This is a genomic window from Streptomyces africanus, from assembly GCF_030816955.1.
Lineage (GTDB): Bacteria > Actinomycetota > Actinomycetes > Streptomycetales > Streptomycetaceae > Streptomyces > Streptomyces africanus.
In genome coordinates, this window is record NZ_JAUSYP010000001.1 from 3,584,457 (window position 1) to 3,604,582 (window position 20,126).

Annotated in this window: 18 protein-coding genes; 9 read left to right on the forward strand and 9 right to left on the reverse strand. The window is 72.3% G+C overall.

What is annotated here, in order from left to right:
• Position 1: 1 nt before the first annotated feature.
• From QF034_RS16420 to rsmI, 8 genes are all read right to left on the reverse strand, one after another.
• Positions 2–1,810: an ABC-F family ATP-binding cassette domain-containing protein gene (locus QF034_RS16420; RefSeq protein ID WP_307175676.1), complete on the reverse strand. Its 1,809-nt coding sequence runs from the start codon at positions 1,808–1,810 to the stop codon at positions 2–4.
• A gap of 71 nt (positions 1,811–1,881) precedes the next feature.
• Positions 1,882–3,123 (reverse strand): HEAT repeat domain-containing protein, encoded by a 1,242-nt coding sequence (locus tag QF034_RS16425; RefSeq protein ID WP_307175677.1) that lies wholly within the window; start codon positions 3,121–3,123, stop codon positions 1,882–1,884.
• Between the two features lie 243 nt (positions 3,124–3,366).
• The gene (locus tag QF034_RS16430) at positions 3,367–4,266 is read right to left on the reverse strand and encodes a 4-(cytidine 5'-diphospho)-2-C-methyl-D-erythritol kinase (RefSeq protein WP_307175678.1); all 900 of its coding nucleotides are present in this window, start codon (positions 4,264–4,266) and stop codon (positions 3,367–3,369) included.
• The gene (rsmA, locus tag QF034_RS16435; RefSeq protein ID WP_307175679.1) at positions 4,263–5,150 is read right to left on the reverse strand and encodes a 16S rRNA (adenine(1518)-N(6)/adenine(1519)-N(6))-dimethyltransferase RsmA; all 888 of its coding nucleotides are present in this window, start codon (positions 5,148–5,150) and stop codon (positions 4,263–4,265) included. Before rsmA ends, QF034_RS16430 begins: the two co-directional genes overlap by 4 nt.
• Before the next feature lie 150 nt (positions 5,151–5,300).
• Positions 5,301–6,650, reverse strand: coding sequence for a resuscitation-promoting factor (locus QF034_RS16440; RefSeq protein ID WP_307175680.1), 1,350 nt, complete (start codon positions 6,648–6,650; stop codon positions 5,301–5,303).
• A 145-nt stretch (positions 6,651–6,795) separates the two neighbouring features.
• Positions 6,796–7,677 carry a TatD family hydrolase gene (locus QF034_RS16445; RefSeq protein ID WP_307175681.1) on the reverse strand — a complete coding sequence of 294 codons (882 nt, stop codon included), beginning with the start codon at positions 7,675–7,677 and terminating at the stop codon, positions 6,796–6,798.
• A gap of 79 nt (positions 7,678–7,756) precedes the next feature.
• Positions 7,757–8,185 carry a hypothetical protein gene (locus tag QF034_RS16450; RefSeq protein WP_307175682.1) on the reverse strand — a complete coding sequence of 143 codons (429 nt, stop codon included), beginning with the start codon at positions 8,183–8,185 and terminating at the stop codon, positions 7,757–7,759.
• A 285-nt stretch (positions 8,186–8,470) separates the two neighbouring features.
• On the reverse strand, positions 8,471–9,319 hold the full coding sequence (rsmI, locus tag QF034_RS16455) for a 16S rRNA (cytidine(1402)-2'-O)-methyltransferase (RefSeq protein WP_307175683.1): 849 nt from the start codon (positions 9,317–9,319) through the stop codon (positions 8,471–8,473).
• A gap of 111 nt (positions 9,320–9,430) precedes the next feature.
• On the opposite strand from rsmI, the gene QF034_RS16460 reads away from it, so the two are divergent.
• The 3 genes from QF034_RS16460 (at position 9,431) to QF034_RS16470 (ending at position 14,710) form a co-directional block, all read left to right on the forward strand.
• Positions 9,431–11,176: a dolichyl-phosphate-mannose--protein mannosyltransferase gene (locus QF034_RS16460; protein ID WP_307175684.1), complete on the forward strand. Its 1,746-nt coding sequence runs from the start codon at positions 9,431–9,433 to the stop codon at positions 11,174–11,176.
• Positions 11,177–11,308: 132 nt separating this feature from the next.
• Positions 11,309–12,940 carry a penicillin-binding transpeptidase domain-containing protein gene (locus QF034_RS16465; protein ID WP_307175685.1) on the forward strand — a complete coding sequence of 544 codons (1,632 nt, stop codon included), beginning with the start codon at positions 11,309–11,311 and terminating at the stop codon, positions 12,938–12,940.
• 96 nt (positions 12,941–13,036) lie between these two features.
• Complete coding sequence (locus tag QF034_RS16470) at positions 13,037–14,710, forward strand: penicillin-binding transpeptidase domain-containing protein (protein WP_307175686.1); 1,674 nt, start codon at positions 13,037–13,039, stop codon at positions 14,708–14,710.
• Positions 14,711–14,738: 28 nt separating this feature from the next.
• Here QF034_RS16470 and QF034_RS16475 read toward each other — a convergent pair whose 3' ends face one another.
• The gene (locus tag QF034_RS16475; RefSeq protein ID WP_307175687.1) at positions 14,739–15,104 is read right to left on the reverse strand and encodes an SsgA family sporulation/cell division regulator; all 366 of its coding nucleotides are present in this window, start codon (positions 15,102–15,104) and stop codon (positions 14,739–14,741) included.
• Positions 15,105–15,278: 174 nt separating this feature from the next.
• Between QF034_RS16475 and QF034_RS16480 the strand changes: the two genes are divergently transcribed.
• The 6 genes from QF034_RS16480 (at position 15,279) to QF034_RS16505 (ending at position 20,099) form a co-directional block, all read left to right on the forward strand.
• A complete protein-coding gene (locus QF034_RS16480; RefSeq protein WP_307175688.1) occupies positions 15,279–16,358 on the forward strand; it encodes an energy-coupling factor ABC transporter permease in 1,080 nt (359 codons plus the stop codon).
• Between the two features lies 1 nt (position 16,359).
• Positions 16,360–17,121: a cobalt ECF transporter T component CbiQ gene (gene cbiQ / locus QF034_RS16485; RefSeq protein ID WP_307175689.1), complete on the forward strand. Its 762-nt coding sequence runs from the start codon at positions 16,360–16,362 to the stop codon at positions 17,119–17,121.
• On the forward strand, positions 17,109–17,885 hold the full coding sequence (locus tag QF034_RS16490) for an energy-coupling factor ABC transporter ATP-binding protein (protein WP_307175690.1): 777 nt from the start codon (positions 17,109–17,111) through the stop codon (positions 17,883–17,885). The genes cbiQ and QF034_RS16490 overlap by 13 nt, the downstream gene beginning before the upstream one ends.
• Before the next feature lie 10 nt (positions 17,886–17,895).
• On the forward strand, positions 17,896–18,333 hold the full coding sequence (locus QF034_RS16495) for a MarR family winged helix-turn-helix transcriptional regulator (RefSeq protein ID WP_307175691.1): 438 nt from the start codon (positions 17,896–17,898) through the stop codon (positions 18,331–18,333).
• 106 nt (positions 18,334–18,439) lie between these two features.
• On the forward strand, positions 18,440–18,886 hold the full coding sequence (locus QF034_RS16500) for an organic hydroperoxide resistance protein (protein ID WP_306966211.1): 447 nt from the start codon (positions 18,440–18,442) through the stop codon (positions 18,884–18,886).
• A gap of 43 nt (positions 18,887–18,929) precedes the next feature.
• Positions 18,930–20,099 carry a serine hydrolase domain-containing protein gene (locus QF034_RS16505; protein ID WP_307175692.1) on the forward strand — a complete coding sequence of 390 codons (1,170 nt, stop codon included), beginning with the start codon at positions 18,930–18,932 and terminating at the stop codon, positions 20,097–20,099.
• Positions 20,100–20,126 lie beyond the last annotated feature (27 nt).

Below are 20,126 nucleotides of genomic sequence, written 5' to 3' on the forward strand. Positions count from 1 at the left end.
TTCACGCGTCCTCGGCGAGTTCCAGCCAGCGCATCTCGAGCTCCTCGCGCTGACCGGCCAACTCGCGCAGCTCCGCGTCCAGTCCTGCCACCTTCGAGAAGTCCGTGGCGTTTTCGGCGATCTGGGCGTGGAGCTTGGTCTCCCTCTCGGAGACCTTGTCGAGCTGCCGCTCGATCTTCTGGAGTTCCTTCTTGGCGGCGCGCTGGTCGGCGGCGCTCTTCTCCGGGGCGGCGGTCCGCGGCGCCGCGGCGGGCGTCGCGGCGGCCGCGGCCTCCTCCATGCGCTGCCGCCGCTCCAGGTACTCGTCGATGCCGCGCGGCAGCATCCGCAGGGTGCCGTCGCCGAGCAGGGCGAACACCCGGTCGGTGGTGCGCTCGATGAAGAACCGGTCGTGGGAGATGACGATCATCGAGCCGGGCCAGCCGTCGAGCACGTCCTCCAGCTGCGTCAGCGTCTCGATGTCGAGGTCGTTGGTGGGCTCGTCGAGGAAGAGCACGTTGGGCTCGTCCATGAGGAGCCGCAGCAGCTGGAGCCGCCGCCGCTCACCGCCGGACAGGTCCCCGACCGGCGTCCACTGCTTCTCCTTGGTGAAGCCGAACGTCTCGCACAGCTGACCGGCCGTCATCTCGCGCCCCTTGCCCAGGTCGACGCGCTCGCGCACCTGCTGCACGGCCTCCAGCACGCGCGTGGCCGGGTCGAGTTCGGCGACCTCCTGGGAGAGGTAGGCCAGCTTCACGGTCCTGCCGACGCGGATGCGCCCGCCCGCGGGCTGCGCCTCGCCGTCGGTCCGGGCCGCCTCGGCCATGGCCCGCAGCAGGGACGTCTTCCCGGCGCCGTTGACGCCGACGAGACCGATCCGGTCGCCGGGCCCGAGCTGCCAGGTGACGTGCTTGAGGAGGACCTTGGGACCGGCCTGGACGGTGATGTCCTCCAGGTCGAAGACGGTCTTGCCGAGCCGCGTGGACGCGAACCGCATCAGTTCGCTGCTGTCCCGGGGCGGCGGTACGTCCTTGATGAGGTCGTTGGCGGCCTCGACGCGGAAGCGCGGCTTGGACGTCCGGGCGGGCGCCCCGCGGCGCAGCCAGGCCAGCTCCTTGCGGACGAGGTTCTGCCGCTTGACCTCCTCGGTGGCGGCGATGCGCTCGCGCTCGGCCCGGGCGAAGACGTAGTCGGAGTAACCGCCCTCGTACTCGTAGACGTCTCCGCGCTGGACGTCCCACATACGCGTGCAGACCTGGTCCAGGAACCAGCGGTCGTGGGTGACGCAGACGAGCGCGGACCGGCGGTTCTGGAGGTGCCGGGCGAGCCAGGCGATGCCCTCGACGTCCAGGTGGTTGGTGGGCTCGTCGAGGACGAGCAGGTCCTGCTCCTCGATGAGCAGCTTGGCGAGCGCGATGCGCCGCCGCTCACCGCCGGACAGCGGTCCGATGACGGTGTCGAGCCCCTTCGGGAACCCCGGCAGGTCGAGCCCGCCGAACAGGCCGGTCAGCACGTCCCTGACCTTGGCGACGCCCGCCCACTCGTGGTCGGCCATGTCGCCGATGACCTCGTGGCGGACGGTGGCCTCCGGGTCGAGGGAGTCGTGCTGCGTGAGCACGCCGATGCGCAGTCCGCCGGAGTGGGTGACGCGCCCGGTGTCGGCCTCCTCCAGCCTGGCGAGCATGCGGATCAGCGTGGTCTTGCCGTCGCCGTTGCGGCCCACGACGCCGATGCGGTCCCCTTCGGAGACGCCGAGGGAGACGCCGTCGAGCAGGGCGCGGGTGCCGTACACCTTGCTGACGTTCTCGACATTGACCAGGTTGACGGCCATTTCTCTCCTGACAAGGGGGATGCATCGACCCTCCAGGGTAGTCGGGCGCGGCGGTGCTCCGTCCGGGGTCGTCAGGAGCCCCCGGCGGCCTCCTGGCGGCGCTGGTAGCGCCACACGTCCAGCAGCCGTTCGTCGTCCCGCGACTCCTCGCCGACGGGCCCGATCCGGTGCTGGGCCTCCACACAGCGCGGGTCGTCGCGGTGGGCCAGGCCGGACACGGCGCAGATGCGGACCGGCTGCCGCTCGTCATGGGTGAGCGCGACCAGCGCGTCCCCCACCTCGGGCTCGCTCCCCCGGTAGTGCGCGAGCCAGCGGCACGCCGCCTCGCGTACGCCGGGGTCCTCGTCGCGGGCCAGGGTGAGCACGGCGGCGAGGCTCTCGGGGCCGGCCTGGGACCGGCCGTCCTCGGAGTGCCCCAGGGCGTCCGGCACCAGGGCGCGTACCCGGGGGTCCGGGTGGGCGAGGTGGGACAGGCCGACGGCCTCGATCTCCGGGGCGCTGTCGTGGGTCATCGCCTGGAGGATGACCGCCAGCACCTCCGGGTCCTCCTCCTGCTCGGCCCAGGGCACGAGCTCCCTCCCTCGGTCCCAGAAGGGGTCCCTTCCCGTGACGAAGTCCCCGAGGATCAGGAACAGCATGATGTCGGCGGCGAGCAGGCGGTACAGCCGGTCGGGGTGGTTGAGCAGGTCCCTGGTCCACTGCCAGGTCTCCTCGTCCAGCCGGCGGCCGAGTGTGAAGACCACGTCCGACCAGACGACGTGCTCCCGGTCGGGGTGGGCGAGGGCCCGGTCCACCAGCTCGTCGAAGGGCGTACGGATCCCGTAGCGCTCCTCCGTGGAGGTGAGCACCGCCCGGTGCTCGTCGCGCACGGTCGTCCCGCCGAGCGTGAGCTGCTCGGACCACCAACCGACCTCGTCGTCCTCGACCCGGATCCGCATCACCGGCCCGGTGTGGCCGGTGATGCGGCGCAGTTCGGCCTCCGTGCCCGCCTCGGCCCATCGCCGGGCCCGGGCCAGCAGTTCGGCGCGCGCCGGTGCCGGGAGCGGGATCCGGCTGGTGGCGAGCGCGTAGGTCAGCAGATGGGACCCGCCGTCCACCGCCCGCGTCAGCGGGGTGCTCCCGTCGGGCAGCCGGCGCAGGGGGTCGGCGCCGGCCTGGAGCAGCGCCTCGGCGACGGGCCGGTCGTACGCCGCCACGGCCAGGCAGAGGACCGGGAGGCCGTCCTCGAGGGTGTCGGGGTCGGCGCCGGACTCCAGCAGCGCCGTGACCTCGTCCACGTCACCGCGCCGTACGGCCGCGACCAGTTCCCGCACGCTTGTGCCCCCCCTCTTGAAACGACTGGGGGAGCCTAGGCCCTGTCGTCAAATTCCCGTCGTCCGCCCGGAGGGCGGGCCCCGCGGCGTCAGGTGCGTGCTCTCGCCGTGCCGGGCGCAGGCCCTCGTACTGGTTGTACGTGGGTCTGTGCCCGGTGCGGCGAGAGTGCGTGCATGGCGTCGCGGGGCAGGCGGGAATTTGACGACAGGGCCTAGGCGCCCGGCCGCGGCCGGGGCACGTGATTAACGCCCGGCGATCGTCGCCCCGGGTGCCGGGCCCGACGCCGTGCGCACCGTGCGGCACGTCCCGGACGCCAGCAGGGCCTGCGCCACCGCGGCGGCCGACTCCGGGTCGCGGACCAGGAACGCGGTGGTCGGTCCGGAGCCCGAGACGAGAGCCGCGAGGGCGCCGGCGGCGCGGCCGGTGGCCAGGGTGCCGGCGAGTTCCGGGAAGAGGGAGAGGGCGGCGGGCTGGAGGTCGTTGGAGACGGCGGCGGCGAGCGCGTCCGGGTCGCCCTTCGCCAGGGCGGCGAGGAGTTCCTGGGAGGCGACGGGCTCGGGGATGTCCGTGCCCTCGCCGAGCCGGTCGAACTCCCGGAACACGGCCGGGGTGGACAGGCCGCGGCCGGCCATCGCGAACACCCAGTGGAAGGTGCCGCCGACCTCCAGGGGCGTCAGCTGCTCGCCCCGCCCGATGCCCAGGGCCGCCCCGCCGACCAGGCTGAACGGCACGTCGCTGCCCAACTCGGCGCAGATGTCGAGCAGTTCGTCCCGGGAGGCGCCGGTCCCCCACAGCGCGTCGCAGGCGACCAGCGCGCCGGCGCCGTCCGCGCTGCCGCCCGCCATGCCGCCGGCGACGGGGATGTCCTTGGCGATGTGGATGTGGACGTCGGGCGTCCGGCCGTACCGCCCGGCGAGCGCCTCGGCAGCCCGCGCGGCCAGGTTCGTACGGTCCAGGGGGACCTGGCCGGCGTCCGGACCCTCGCAGGTGAGGCGGAGCTCGTCGGCCGGGGTGACGGTGACCTCGTCGTAGAGGCCGACGGCGAGGAAGACGTTGGCCAGGGGGTGGAAGCCGTCGGGGCGGGCGGGGCCGACCGCGAGCTGGACGTTGACCTTGGCGGGGACCCGGACCGTCACGCTCACGCGGACTCCTCCTGCTGCTGCTGGTTCTGCTTGTGCTCGGCGATCCGCGCGAACTCCTCCACGGTCAGCGACTCGCCCCGCGCCTGCGGGGAGACCCCGGCGGCGACCAGGGCCGCCTCCGCAGCGGCGGCGGACCCGGCCCAGCCCGCGAGCGCGGCCCGCAGCGTCTTGCGGCGCTGGGCGAAGGCGGCGTCGACGACGGCGAACACCTCGCGCCTCGAAGCCGTCGTCTTCAGCGGCTCGGCCCGGCGGACGAGGGAGACCAGACCGCTGTCGACGTTCGGCGCCGGCCAGAAGACGCTGCGTCCGATGGCGCCGGCCCGCTTGACCTCGGCGTACCAGTTGGCCTTGACCGACGGGACGCCGTACACCTTCGAGCCGGGCGGGGCGGCGAGACGGTCGGCGACCTCCGACTGGACCATGACCAGGGTGCGTTCGATGCTCGGGAAGGCGTCGAGCATGTGCAGCAGCACCGGGACGGCCACGTTGTAGGGGAGGTTGGCGACCAGCGCGGTCGGGGCGGGGCCGGGCAGCTCCGTGACGTGCATCGCGTCGGAGTGGACGAGGGCGAAGCGGTCGGCGCGGTCGGGCATGCGGGCCGTGATGGTCGCGGGCAGGGCGGCGGCGAGCACGTCGTCGATCTCGACGGCCGTGACGCGGTCGGCGACCTCCAGCAGGGCGAGCGTCAGTGACCCGAGGCCCGGGCCCACCTCGACGACCACGTCGTCGGGGTGGACCTGTGCGGTGCGGACGATGCGGCGGACGGTGTTCGCGTCGATCACGAAGTTCTGGCCGCGTTGTTTGGTGGGGCGTACGCCGAGGGCTGCCGCGAGTTCGCGGACGTCGGCGGGGCCGAGGAGGGCGTCGGGGGTGGGGCTGGTCACGGGGACAAGGGTACGGGGGGTTTGGGGGGCCGGTTTCCTGGTGCTCGGCGTTGGTGCTGGGGGCGGGGGATTGCGCAGCCCGGCGGAGCGGGGTGCCGCTTCTTTGGGACGGGCGCCGCCCCAGGCGGCACGCATGCCCGCGGATCACGCCTACCCGTGCAAGCGGCCCCCGCAGTGCGGCCAAGGGCTCGCGCCTCTGCGTACGTACAGCTTCTTCGCTCGGTACGTCTGTTCCGCCGCCGGGGCGTCCTGGGGGCGGCCCTTGCCGCCGAGGGTCTGCCAGGTGTGCGTGTCGAACTGGTACAGGCCGCCGTAGGTGCCCGACGAGTCGACCGCGTCGGGGCGGCCGCCGGACTCGCAGGCCGCGAGGCCCTGCCAGTCGAGGTGGTCGGCGCCCTGCACGGACTCCGGTCGCGGCTTGGTGCCGACCTTCACCAGCTGCGGGCGCGGTTCGCGCACCACCTCGGACCTGATCCGGCGCGGCTTCTGCTTGACCCCGTTGACGGTGCGCAGGGAGTAGGTGATCCGGCGCAGACCGGGCCGGCCCGCCTCTTCGACGACCTCCGTGCCGCGGAACAGGGTCGGGTCGTCAATCCGCCTCACCTGGAACGGGATCGCCTCCTCACGGACCTCTCTGCCGCCGGTGATCCGCAGCACCGTGACGGTCTGCCCGTCGCGCGGGAAGCTCCCCTGCGGGACCGACGTGGTGTCCTGGCCGCGCAGGGTGATCCCGGCCTCCTCGACGACCTCCCGCACGGTCGCCGCGTTGGTGCGGACGGTGCGCGCCCGGCCGTCCGCCATGATCGTGACCGTGCGCTCGGTCCGCACGTCCAGCGCGAGCCCTTCCCGCCCGATACGCCGGGAGCGCGAGGTGGACACGTACGCGCCCTCCTGTCGCACCCCCAGCTGCCGCAGCGCGCCCTCCACGGTGTGCGCCGTCGTCCACACCTGGCTCCGCTGTCCGTCGAGGGTGAGCCGCACGGGGCGGCCGTAGTGCACGGCGACCTCGTCGCCGCTGGTGATCTCCGTGCCGGGGCGGGGCGCCACCACGTCGTGGGCGCCGATGTCGACGCCCTCCTCCGCCAGCAGCTCGGTGACGTCGTCGGCGAAGGTGTGCAGCGTGCGCGCCTTGCCGTCGACGTTCAGCTCGATCGCCTTGTCCTTGGCGACGAACGCCGTGGTGCCGCCGGCCAGGAAGGCGACGACGAGGGCCTGCGGGAGGAGCCGCCGCATGGAGCCGTCGCCCGGCCGCTCGGCGTACCGCGCCTTGCGCCGGCGCGCGGACCGCCGGTGCGAGCCGGTGCGCGAGGCGGCACGGGCTTCGGCGCGCACTTCCGCGCGCGAGGTGCGCGGGGGCGGCACCTCGTAGGCGGGCCGGTAGGTGTCCTCGTACCCGAGCGTCCCGGCACTGTGCGGATCGCCGGGCGGCGCGTCGACACCGCCGTACAGCGGGTCCGCGTAGGCCGGGCCATACGTCTCGTAGTACTGCGAGTTGCTCACGCCGACACACTCCAGGGGCCGGAGGGGGTCCAGAGGGGTCCGGATCGGGCCCCCAGAACCTAGCGGAGCGGTCGTCACTCTCCAAAGCGACGCGACTACGCACAGTCGTGCGGTGAGGCGGGCGGGAAGGTCACGTGCCGGAGGGTCAGTAGCCGAAAGCGCGCGCCGTGTTCTCCGCGAGAGCCGTCGCCAGCGTGTCCTCGTCGATGCCGCGCACCTCGGCCATGGCCCGCACCGTGATCGGCACGAGGTACGGGGCGTTGGGCCGCCCGCGGTACGGCACCGGCGTGAGGAAGGGCGCGTCCGTCTCCACCAGCAGCAGCTCCGGCGGGGCCACCGCCACGGCGTCCCGCAGGTTCTGTGCGTTCTTGAAGGTGACGTTGCCGGCGAAGGACATGAAGTAGCCGGCGCTCGCGCAGATCTCCGCCATCTCGGCGTCGCCGGAGTAGCAGTGGAAGACGGTCCGCTCGGGGGCGCCCTCCTCCTTCAGCACGCGCAGGACGTCCGCGTGGGCCTCGCGGTCGTGGATGACCAGGGCCTTGCCGTGCCGCTTGGCGATCTCGATGTGGGCCCGGAACGACCGCTCCTGCGCCTCCTTGCCCTCGGGCCCGGTGCGGAAGTAGTCGAGGCCCGTCTCACCGACGCCTTTGACCTGCTCCAGCGCGGCCAGCCGGTCGATCTCGGCGAGCGCCTCGTCCAGGGCGGCCCGGCCGCCGGGTTCGCGCGCGCCCTGCCGCGACCAGCCGTCGGGGTCGCCGTGGACGATCCGGGGCGCCTCGTTCGGGTGCAGGGCGACCGTCGCGTGGACGGCGTCGTACGCCGCCGCCGTCTCGGCCGCCCAGCGGGAGCCCTTGAGGTCGCAGCCGACCTGCACGACGGTCGTCACTCCGACGGACGCCGCCTTCGCCAGCGCCTCCTCGACCGTGCCGGACTGCATGTCCAGGTGGGTGTGGGAGTCGGCGACCGGCACCCGGAGGGGTTCCGGGAGCGGGGGCGCGGCGTGCTTGCCGGAGTCGTTCGAAGACATGCCCCGATCCTACGAAAGGGCGACGCCCTCCCCGGCGGGGGAGGAGCGGGGAGGGCGTCGACAAGGGGAGCCGGACGGGTCAGCTCGCCTTGCGCTGGAAGGGGTGCAGCAGGTCGGACAGATGCCAGTGGTGGTCCTCGCGCTGTTCCTGCTCGCCCGTGCCCTCGGTCTCGGCGTCCGCCGTCGGGGCCTCCACCGGGCCGGCCTGCGGCGGCACGCGGTGCGGCCGGTGCGCCGCGTTGCGCGCCGACTCGACCCGCCCGGGCCGCATGATCCGCACGACGTGTCCGTCGCAGTTCTGGCACGTGGGCTTGCTCAACGGGGAGGGCACGACCTCGCCGTCCGCCACGTAGAGGACGAACTCGTGCCCGGCGGCGTCCGTGTGGTGCTCTATCTCGTACGACTGCTCCCAGCCGTACCCGCAGCGCATGCAGGCGAAGGAGTAGGACTCGTTGACGACGGCACTCGCACCGGCGCGGAGCCCGGTCTGCCCTGTGATCTCACTCATGCCAGCTCCTGTTCCGCTGTGGCGTGAGGACGATTCCGCCCCCGCAACCCAGTGGACTCCTCAGCCGGACCGATGGCAGCAGACCTGTCGACTAATTGGCCCCGATTTGAGCGTCCCTTGCCCCTGACCCCCGTCACCTTTGCCCACCCATGGGGCGCCCGCTCAAACGACATGCGCCCTGCTCAGAGGGTACTTAGTCGCCCTTCAGGGGCGCGGGGAACTGCGCGCTCAACCACACACCACCGGCACCCCGCACACCACTCCAGCCCCCGGCCTCGAACCCGGTCAGCCCGCCGCATTCTTCGCAGCGACCACCGCATCGAACACAACCCTCTTCGGCACCCCGGCCTCGACCGCCACCGCCGCGATCGCCTCCTTGCGCCGCTCCCCCGCTTCCTCACGCACCCGGACCCGCCGCACAAGCTCCTCGGGCCCGATCTCCTCGGGCCCCTTCTCAGGCGCCCCCTCCACCACGACGGTGATCTCCCCGCGCACACCCTCCGCGGCCCACGCGGCGAGTTCCCCCAGCCCGCCCCGCCGGACCTCCTCGTACGTCTTGGTCAGCTCCCGGCACACCGCGGCCCGCCGCTCGGCCCCGAACACCTCGGCCATCGCCGCCAGCGTGTCGTCGAGCCGGTGCGGAGCCTCGAAGTAGACGAGCGTGCGCCGTTCCCCGGCCACCTCCCGCAGCCGCCCCAGCCGCTCCCCCGCCTTGCGCGGCAGGAACCCCTCGAAGCAGAACCGGTCGACGGGCAGCCCCGACAGCGCGAGCGCGGTGAGCACCGCGGACGGCCCGGGCACGGCGGTGACCCGGACGTCCCGCTCCACGGCGGCGGCGACCAGCCGGTACCCCGGGTCCGACACCGACGGCATCCCGGCGTCCGTGACGAGCAGCACACGCGCCCCGCTCACGAGTTCCTCGACCAGCTCCGGCGTCCGCGCGGACTCGTTGCCCTCGAAGTACGACACCACCCGCCCCTTGGGCGTGACGCCGAGCGCCTGGGTCAGCCGCCGCAGCCGCCGCGTGTCCTCGGCGGCGACGACATCGGCTCCGGCCAGTTCCTCGGCGAGCCGGGGCGGGGCGTCCGCGGTGTCGCCGATGGGGGTGCCTGCGAGTACGAGGGTTCCGGTCACGCCCCCATCCTCCCAGGGGCCGGGGCCGCACCCTCCTCCCAGGGGCGGACGATGGGGACGCATACCGGCCATGCACGGGACTCACACAGCACGGTTCCCTACGATGGCGCGGTGACCAGTACCGCGTCCTCCACGGACACCCGGCAGGGCCAGGCGCCGCACGAGCAGCGGCCGTCCTGGCAGCAGCGGCTGCGCCGCTTCGGCTACCAGCAGCCACGAAGCGACGCCGGTGACGTCCGTGACCGGCTGGTGCCGCCGTACACCGAGCCCGGTCCGCGCCTGTGGGCCGCGCTCGGCGTCCCGCACACGCTCGCGGGGCGGCTGGTGCGCTGGTCGGGCTGGATCGGCCCGCTGCTCGTCACGCTGCTGGCGGGGGTGCTGCGGTTCTGGAACCTGGGCAACCCCAGGGCGGTGATATTCGACGAGACGTACTACGCCAAGGACGCGTGGGCGCTCGTCCACCGCGGTTTCGAGGTCAACTGGGACAAGAACGCCAACGACCTGGTCCTCTCGTCGGGCGGGCACGTCACGATCCCGGCAGACGCGGCGTACGTCGTGCATCCGCCGGTCGGCAAGTACGTCATCGGGCTCGGCGAGCTGCTGTTCGGTTTCGACCCGTTCGGCTGGCGGTTCATGACGGCGCTGCTCGGCACGCTGTCGGTGCTGCTGCTGTGCCGGATCGGCCGCCGGCTGTTCCGCTCCACGTTCCTGGGGTGCCTGGCGGGCGCGCTGATGGCGGTGGACGGCCTGCACTTCGTGATGAGCCGCACGGCACTGCTCGACGGCGTGCTGATGTTCTTCGTGCTGGCCGCGTTCGGCTGTCTGCTCATCGACCGGGACCAGGCGCGCGGGAAACTCGCGGCGGCGCTCCCGGTGGACGCCGACGGCCGGGTCCGCCCCGACCGGCACGTCGCCGAGACGGCCCGTCTGGGATGGCGCCCCTGGCGCTGGGCGGCGGGTCTGATGCTGGGCCTGGCCTTCGCCACGAAGTGGAACGGCCTCTACATCCTGGCCGCGTTCTGCCTGATGACGGTCCTGTGGGACGTCGGCTCGCGCCGGGTGGCCGGTGCCCTGCACCCGTACGCGGCGGTGCTCCGGCGCGACACGGGCCTGGCGTTCCTCGCCACGGTCCCGGTCGCGATCGTCACCTACGTGCTGTCCTGGACCGGCTGGATCCTCTCCGCCACCGACGGAAAGGGCGGCTACTTCCGCAACTGGGCCGCGACCGACGGCAAGGGCGGCAACTGGACCTTCCTGCCCGACTGGCTGCGCAGCCTGTGGCACTACGAGCACCAGGTGTACGAGTTCCACGTCGGCCTGTCCTCGCCGCACACCTACCAGTCCAACCCGTGGAGCTGGCTGGTCCTGGGCCGTCCGGTGTCGTACTTCTACGAGTCTCCGGCGCCCGGCAAGGACGGCTGCCCGGCCGACGCGGGCGAGAAGTGCGCCCGCGAGGTGCTGGCCCTCGGCACGCCGCTGCTGTGGTGGGTGGCCTGCTTCGCGGTCCTCTACGTGCTGTGGCGCTGGCTGCTGCGCCGCGACTGGCGCGCGGGCGCCGTCGCCTGCGGCATCGTGGCCGGCTACCTGCCCTGGTTCATGTACCAGGAGCGCACGATCTTCTTCTTCTACGCCATCGTCTTCCTGCCCTTCCTGTGCCTGGCGGTGGCCATGCTCCTCGGCGCGATCACCGGCCCGCCCCGCTCCACCGACACCCGCCGTGTCGTCGGCGCCACGGCCGCGGGCGTCCTCGTCCTGCTGATCGCGTGGAACTTCATCTACTTCTGGCCCCTCTACACCGGCACCGCCATCCCCATCGACGACTGGCGGGCGCGGATGTGGCTCGACACCTGGGTCTAGCCGCCACCTTCGGTCAAAAAATCGAAACGTCCGTGCCGGTAGTAACCGCTTGTGCATAGAGTGCTCCCGGACAGGAGCTTTCTGAACACGTTCAAAGGAGCGTGTGAAGCTCAACGGGGAGGGGACCGCCTGATGGGCAAGGGGGTCAAGGCCGCCGTCATAGGCGGTGTGTTCGCGGTGATGGTGGGCGGGGCCGGGTACGGGGCCTACAACATCATGAGCGCGCTGAGCGGTGACGGGGGCACGAGCGGCGTCGCCACGGAGAAGAAGTCGGGGCCGCCCGGCAAGGACGAGGTCAAGGAGACCACGGCCAAGTTCTTCGCGGCCTGGGAGGAGGGCGCTGTCGCGACGGCGGCGTCGTACACGAACAACGACGCGGCCGCCGAGCAGCTGCTGACCGCCTTCGGGGACGACGCGCACATCACCGACGTGAAGATCACGCCCGGCGCGGCGGCCGGCGCCACCGTGCCCTACACGGTGAAGGCGAAGGTGGCCTACGACGGGAAGTCGAAGCCGCTGAGCTACAGCAGCAAGCTGACGGTCGTGCGCGGCCTCACCAGCGGCCGGGCGCTGGTGGACTGGCAGCCGTCCGTCGTGCACCCCGAGTTGAAGAAGGACGACACCCTCGTCACGGAGCAGTCGGCCAATCCGCCCATCGAGGCGGTCGGCCGGGACGGCTCCGAGCTGACGAAGAAGAAGTACCCCTCCCTCGGCCCGGTCCTGGACGCCCTGCGCGACAAGTACGGAGAGCAGGCCGGCGGCACCCCCGGCATCGAGCTGGTCGTCCGGCACAACGGCAACGGCGCTCCCGACACCCCGCTGCTGACCCTCGCCGAGGGCAAGCCGGGCAAGCTCACCACCACGATCAGCCCGAGCGCGCAGGCGGCGGCCGAGAAGGCGGTCAAGCGGTTCGCCCAGTCGTCGGTGGTGGCCGTCAAGCCGAGCACCGGCGAGGTGCTGGCCGTGGCGAACAACCGTACGGACGGCTTCAACGCGGCCTTCGAGGGCAAGGCGGCACCCGGCTCCACGATGAAGATCATCACCGCCGCGATGCTCATCGACAACGGTGTGACCTCGATGAACGGCCCGGCACCCTGCCCGTCCACGGCGACGTGGCAGAGCCAGACCTTCAACAACCTGAAGGGCATGGAGCCCAACGAGAACGCCACCCTCGCCAACAGCTTCATGCGGTCCTGCAACACCGCCTTCATCAAGCTCATCGACGAGAAGCCGCTCACGGACGCCTCGCTGACCCAGGAGGCCGAGCAGCGCTTCGGGCTCGGGCAGGACAACTGGAAGACCGGCATCGTCTCCTTCGACGGCAGCGTCCCCGCGGTCGGCGGCCCGGACCGGGCGGCCGGCGCCATCGGGCAGGGCCAGGTGCAGATGAGCCCGCTGAACATGGCCTCGGTGACCGCGACCGCGATCACCGGCACCTTCCGCCAGCCCTATCTCGTCCCGCCGAAGCTGGACGACCGTCAACTGGCCCGGGCCGACGGCCTGAAGGCGAGCACCGCCGCCCAGCTGAAGCAGATGATGCGGCTCACCGCCACCCAGGGCACCGCCCAGGAGGCCATGCGGGGACTCGGCGGCGACATCGGCGCCAAGACCGGTTCCGCCGAGGTCGACGGGAACGCCAAGTCCAACAGCTGGTTCACGGGGTTCCGTAACGACATCGCGGCGGCGGCCATGACCGAGGAGGGCGGCCACGGCGGCGACGCGGCCGGGCCGATTGTCGCAGCCGTGCTACGAACGGGTGGCTGATCTCACGTCCCCGGGCCGGGACTCTAGGGTGGTGGCCGTCGTTGGGACAGCCGAGGGCAACGGGGACCCTGGGGATTCGTGGAGGAACGAACAGCAGTGGGCAACAGAAGGCGCGTCGCCGAGCGACGAAAGACGAGGCCCGCCGTGATCGGCGGGATGATCGCCGTGGTCGTCGGCGGCGCCGGGTTCGGCGCCTACGCGCTGTACGGCGGCGGCGCGGCGGCCGACGACGGCACCCGGGCGGCCTCCGCCGACCAGAAGCCCAAGGTGAAGACCGGACCCCTTTCGGCGGCCGAGGTCACCACCACCGCCCGTACCTTCCTCACCGCCTGGCAGTCGGGGAAGGTCACCGAGGCCGCCGCGGCCACGGACGACTCGGCGGCGGCCGGGTCCCTGCTCACCGGCTACACCAAGGACGCCCACGTCAAGGACGTCACCCTCACCCCGGGCACGCCCACGGGTGACAAGGTGCCGTTCTCCGTCAAGGCCACGGTGGCGTACAAGAAGACCGAGAAGCCGCTGGCGTACGACAGCGCGCTGACCGTCGTCCGCCGTACGAGCGACGGGAAGCCGCTGGTCGACTGGCACGCGGCGGTCGTCCACCCCGACCTGAAGGACGGCGACAAGCTGGTCACCGGCGAGGCGGGCACGCCCCCGGTCAAGGCGCTCGACCGGGACGGCGGGGAACTGACGAAGCAGAAGTACGCCTCGCTCGGCCCGGTCCTGGACGGGCTGCGCGAGAAGTACGGCAAGAAGGCCGGCGGCAAGGCCGGCATCGAGCTGCGGGTCGTGCGCGGCAAGGCCGCCAAGGCCAAGGACCTGTCCGACAAGACCCTGCTGGAGCTGAGCGAGGGCACGCCGGGCACGGTGAAGACCACGCTGGACCCGGCCCTCCAGGCGGCGGCCGAGCAGCAGGTCGCCAAGAAGGCCCGGTCGTCGGTGGCCGTGGTGCGGGTGTCGACCGGCGAGATCCTGGCCGCCGCCAATGCCTCGCCCGGCTTCAACACCGCCTTCCAGGGCTCGCTGGCGCCCGGCTCCACGATGAAGGTCATCACCTCGTCGCTGCTGATCGAGAAGGGCCTGGCCTCGGCGGACAAGAAGCACCCGTGCCCGAAGTACTTCACGTACGGGCACTGGAAGTTCCAGAACGACGACAAGTTCGAGATCAAGAACGGCACGTTCAAGGCGAGCTTCGCCCGCTCCTGCAACACGGCCTTCATCAGCCAGGCGCCGAAGCTGAAGGACGGCGACCTGACCAAGCAGGCTCAGCAGGTCTTCGGCCTGGGGATGAACAACTGGGCCATCGGTGTGCCGTCCTTCGACGGCGCGGTGCCGGTGCAGTCGCAGGCCCAGATGGCCGCCTCGCTGATCGGGCAGGGCGGCGTCCGGATGAACCCGCTGAACATGGCGTCGGTGTCGGCGACGATCAAGTCCGGCACCTTCCGCCAGCCGTACCTGGTCTCCCCGGACGTGGACGGCCGCAAGCTCGCGACGGCCTCGCGCACGATGTCGGCGGGCACGCTGTCCCAGCTGCGTGAGCTGATGTCGTACACGGCCGACTACGGCACGGCCGCGGAGGCGATGGCCGGGATGGGCGGCGACGCCGGTGCGAAGACCGGGTCCGCCGAGGTCGACGGCCAGAAGAAGCCGAACGGCTGGTTCACCGCCTACCGGGGCGATCTGGCGGCGGCCGGTGTGGTCCAGCAGGGCGGGCACGGCGGTTCGACGGCCGGTCCGATCGTGGCGGCGCTGCTGAAGACGGGCGGCTGACCCTCAGGGCCTGAAGCCGGGCCCGGGCTCAGTGCGTGACCGGTTCCGCGGCGGCCATGTACGTCCGCCGCAGGAACCGCAGCAGCGCCTGCCGCTCGAACTGCACCACCGACACGCCCTGCGCGGAGTGGAACTCCACGACGGCCTGTACCCGGCCGCACGGCCACACCCGCACCTCACCGCTGCCCGCGGGGGCCCGCAGCCCCTCCTCCAGCAGCCGGCGGTCGAAGGTCCACTCCCGCCCCCCGGTCCCGGGCAGCCGGATCCGCACACTGCGGGGATCGCGGTCGGGGTCGTACCGCAGCGTCACCGGAACCGCTTCCTGCTCGTCGATCAGCGGCACGGCCGCGTCCGTGACGATGTGGGCTCGCGCGTACTGCTCGACTACGGACATCGGACGAACCCTTCACCGTGCGCTACCTGTGTGGAGACTGTGTGTCCACTCCCACTCCCTCTTAAATGTCCCATATTTTCCGGATTATGCCCCTAGAGCCGGACATGTCGCGGGTGAGATAAAACGAGCAGCACGCTCTTGCATATCGTTCGCATCAAGCCACATCATCGAACCGTGCATGTACCCGACGGATTCATCAACGCGCCCACCTCCGCCGCCACCGGCGTGATCGCCGCGGGCGCCGTCGCCGTGAGCCTGCGCGGCGCGCGCCGCGAACTCGACGAGCGGACGGCACCGCTGGCCGGACTGGTCGCGGCGTTCATCTTCGCCGTGCAGATGCTGAACTTCCCCGTCGCGGCGGGGACCAGCGGCCATCTGCTGGGCGGCGCGCTGGCCGCGATACTCGTCGGCCCCTACACGGGGGTCCTGTGCGTCTCCGTCGTCCTGCTCATGCAGGGCATCCTCTTCGCGGACGGCGGTCTGACCGCGCTCGGCGTGAACATCACCAACATGGCGATCGTCACCACGGTCGTCGCCTACGCCCTCTTCCGCGGCCTGGTGAAGGTGCTGCCCCGCACCCGCCGGTCGGTCACCGTGGCCTCGTTCACCGCCGCCCTGGTCTCCGTCCCGGCCGCCGCGCTGGCCTTCACGCTGATGTACGCGGTCGGCGGCACCACCGACGTGTCGATCGGCAAGGTCGCCACCGCCATGATCGGCGTGCACGTCCTGATCGGCATCGGCGAGGCCGTGATCACCGCGCTCACCGTCGGCGCGGTCATCGCCGTCCGCCCGGACCTGGTGTACGGGGCGCGCGGCCTCACGCAGAAGCTCAAGCTGCGGGTGAACGGCGAACTGGTCGACGCCCCCGAGCCCGAGCCGGCCCCGGTGGCCGCGCGGACCTCGCACCGCACGGTGTGGGCCGCGGGCCTGGCCGCCTCCCTGGTCCTCGCCGGGTTCGTCAGCTTCTACGCCTCCGCCGACCCCGACGGCCTGGAGAAGGTCGCCGCCGACCACGGCATCGACAAGAAGACCGAGGAGCACGCCGTCGCGGACTCCCCGCTCGCCGACTACGGCGTCAAGGACGTCGCCGACGCCCGCCTGTCCGGGGGGCTGGCGGGCGTCATCGGCGTAGGCGTCACGGTCGTCGCGGGCAGCGCGGTCTTCTGGACCGTCCGCCGCCGCCGTGACGACGACGTCTCCCCGTCGAACCCGTCGGCCGACGTGTCGGGGTCGACGAGCACCACGAGCGTCTGACATGGGAGCAGGGCACGCGCACAAGCTCTACCGGCACGGGCACTCGCCCGTGCACGGTCTGCCGCCGCACACCAAACTCGCCGCCGTGTTCGCCTTCGTGGTGGTCGTGGTGTCGACGCCGCGGGAGGCCATGTGGGCCTTCGGGCTGTACGCCGTCCTGCTCGGGACCGTGGCGTACGCCGCGCGGGTGCCCGCCGGGTTCCTGCTGAGGCGGCTGCTGATCGAGGTGCCGTTCGTCGCGTTCGCGGTGCTGATGCCGTTCGTGGCGGAGGGCGAGCGGGTCGACGTCCTCGGCCTGTCCCTGAGCGTGGGCGGCCTGTGGGGCGCCTGGAACGTACTTGCCAAGGGCACGCTCGGCGTCGCGGCCTCGGTGTTGCTGGCCGCCACGACCGAACTCCGCGAACTGCTCCTCGGCCTGCAGCGGCTCAGGCTCCCGCCGCTCCTCGTCCAGATCGCGTCCTTCATGATCCGCTACGGCGACGTCATCACGGACGAGATGCGGCGCATGCGGATCGCCCGGGAGTCCCGCGGCTTCGAGGCCAAGGGCGTCCGACACTGGGGCGTCCTGGCCAAGTCCGCGGGCGCCCTGTTCATCCGCTCCTACGAGCGCGGCGAACGCGTGCACCTGGCCATGGTCAGCCGCGGGTACGCCGGCTCCATGCCGGTCATCGACGAGGTCACCGCGTCCCGGGCGCAGTGGACGTACGCCCTCGCCCTGCCCGGTGCCGCCCTCGTCGTCTGTCTGCTGGGATGGGCCCTGTGACTGATGTGACCCCTTCCCTGGACGTGGCCGGTCTGGCCTTCGCCTACCCCGACGGGCACCAGGCCCTCTTCGGCGTCGACTTCTCGATCGCACGCGGCGAGCGGGTCGCGCTGCTCGGTCCGAACGGCGCCGGCAAGACGACCCTCGTGCTCCACCTCAATGGCATCCTGACCGGCGGCACCGGCACGGTGAAGGTGGCCGGACTGCCCGTCGGCAGACAGCACATGGCGGAGATCCGCCGCCGGGTCGGCATCGTCTTCCAGGACCCGGACGACCAGCTCTTCATGCCGACCGTCCGGGAGGACGTGGCGTTCGGGCCCGCTGCGGCCGGGCTGAAGGGGCCGGAGCTGGAGCAGCGCGTGGACCGGGCGCTGGAGCGGGTCGGCATGGCGGAGTTCAAGGACCGCCCGCCGCACCACCTCTCCTTCGGCCAGCGCCGCCGGGTGGCCGTCGCGACCGTCCTCGCCATGGAACCGGAGATCCTCGTCCTCGACGAGCCCTCCTCCAACCTCGACCCCGCCTCCCGCCGCGAACTGGCCGACATCCTGCGGTCGTTGGACGTGACCGTGCTGATGGTCACGCACGACCTGCCGTACGCCCTGGAGCTGTGCCCGCGCTCCCTGATCCTCAGCGAGGGCGTGATCGCGGCGGACGGCCAGACCGGCGAACTGCTCTCCGACGAGGAACTGATGCGCGCCCACCGGCTGGAGCTGCCGTTCGGTTTCGATCCGCGTGCCGTGCCGGCCGCTCCGGCCCGTCCGTGACAATGGGCGCGTGACGAACGAGGAGACCGAGAGCCCGCTGCTGCTGGACCGGCAACTGTGCTTCGCGCTGTACGCAGCCCAGCGCGCGGTGACGGCGGCGTACCGCCCGCTCCTCGAGGAACTGGGCCTGACCTACCCGCAGTACCTCGTCCTGCTGGTCCTCTGGGAGCGCGGGGAGACCACGGTCAAGGAGCTGGCGGCCGCGTTGCGGCTCGACTACGGCACGGTGTCGCCGCTGCTGAAGCGGCTGGAGTCGGCGGGTCTCGTCCGGCGTGAGCGGTCGGCGCGGGACGAGCGGTCGGTGCTCGTGGCCGTGACCGGGCGCGGGGAGGAACTCCGGGAGCGGGCGGCGGGCGTGCCCGGCGCGCTGCTGGAGGCGACGGGGTTCGACGGCCCGGAGGTCGCGCGGCTGCGCGAGGAGCTGTGGCGGCTGGCGGACAGCCTCTAGGAGCTGTTACCCCGGGTTGCCCACCCCTGGTAGCGACAGGCCGGTTACCGGTCAGTACCTTGTGCACGATGTGTTTGCGCGCACTTGTTTCCCGGGGGAGGACAGCATGACTGACGGCCCCGCCGTCGACAGCCGGCCGACGAAGATCATGTACGTGGCCGAGGCCACCGCCCACGGCGGCCGCGAGGGCTATGTCACCAGCCAGGACGGACAGCTCGACCTCAAGGTCGCGATGCCCCCGCAACTCGGCGGCGACGGCAACGGCACCAACCCGGAACAGCTCTTCGCGGCCGGCTACAGCTCCTGCTTCCACAACGCGCTGATCCTCGTCGGCAACCGCGAGGGCTACGACCTGACCGGCTCGACGGTCTCCGCGAAGGTCGGCATCGGCCCCAACCAGCAGCGCGGCTACGGCCTCGCGGTCGCCCTGAGCGTCTCGCTGCCCGTCCTCGACCCGGGCCTCGCGAGCAAGCTGGTGGACGCGGCCCACGAGGTCTGCCCGTACTCGAACGCGACCCGCGGGAACATCGACGTGACCATCCTGCTTGGCTGAAGGGGAGCAACGAGAGCACCGCAGCGAGACGAGGAGTACGGACGTGGACGTGCACGGCACAGTGGCCGAGGGCTTCGAGCCGGTCAAGGACGCGTTCGTACGGAACTTCGAAATGCTCGGGGAGCGGGGCGCGGCGGTCGCCGTCTACCGGGACGGGCAGCGGGTCGTCGACCTGTGGGCCGGCACGAGGGACGTCGACGGCACGGCCCCCTGGGAGCGCGGCACCGCCCAGGTCGTGCGCTCGGCGACGAAGGGTGTCGCCGCCGCCGTACTCCTGCTGCTGCACCAGCGCGGGCAGCTGGACCTGGACGCGCCGGTGGGCCACTACTGGCCGGAGTTCAAGGCGCGGGGCAAGGAGCGGGTGCTGGTCCGGCACGTCCTGAACCACCGGGCAGGCCTGCCCGTGCTCGACCGGCCCCTCACCCCCGAGGAGGCCCTCGACCCGCTGCGGGGCCCGGAGACGGTCGCCGCCCAGGCCCCCGTCTGGGAACCCGGCACCGACCACGGCTACCACGCGCTCACCTACGGCTGGCTCGTCGACGAACTGGTGCGACGCGTGACCGGGCAGGGGGCCGGGGCATGGCTCGCCGCACAGATCACCGGCCCGCTGGGCCTGGACCTCTGGCTGGGCCTGCCCGACGCGGAGGCGGGCCGGGTCGGACGCGCGGGCCGCGTCGAGGGACCCGAGCCGGCCGGCGGCCTACGCGCCCGCCCGAAGCGCTCGGTCACCGAGGCCTACGAGGACCCGGCCTCCCTGACCCGCCGGGCCTTCGCCGCGATCACCCCGTTCCCCGACCAGAACGACCCGGCCTACCGCGCGGCGGCCCTCCCCGCGACCAACGCCATCGCGACGGCGGACGGGCTGGCCCGCTTCTACGCGACGTTGATCGGCGACACCGCCGGCGCCGCACGCCTGTTCACGCCGGAGACGGTCGCGCTGGCCCGCGCCGAGGAGTCGGCGGGCCCCGACCGCGTCCTGGTGGTCGGCACCCGCTTCGGCCTCGGCTACATGCTGCACGGCAGCGCCTCCCCCTTCCTGACGCCGGGCTCCTTCGGCCACCCGGGCCGCGGCGGCGCCCTCGGCTTCGCCGATCCCGAGACCGGGATCGCCTTCGGCTACGTCACCAACGGCTTCCGCAAGACGGTGACGGCGGATCCGCGGGCGCAGGGGCTGGTGCGGGCGGTGCGGGGAGCGCTCGGGCTCCCCACGTGAGGCCGCGGCTCCCGACGTGAAGCCGGG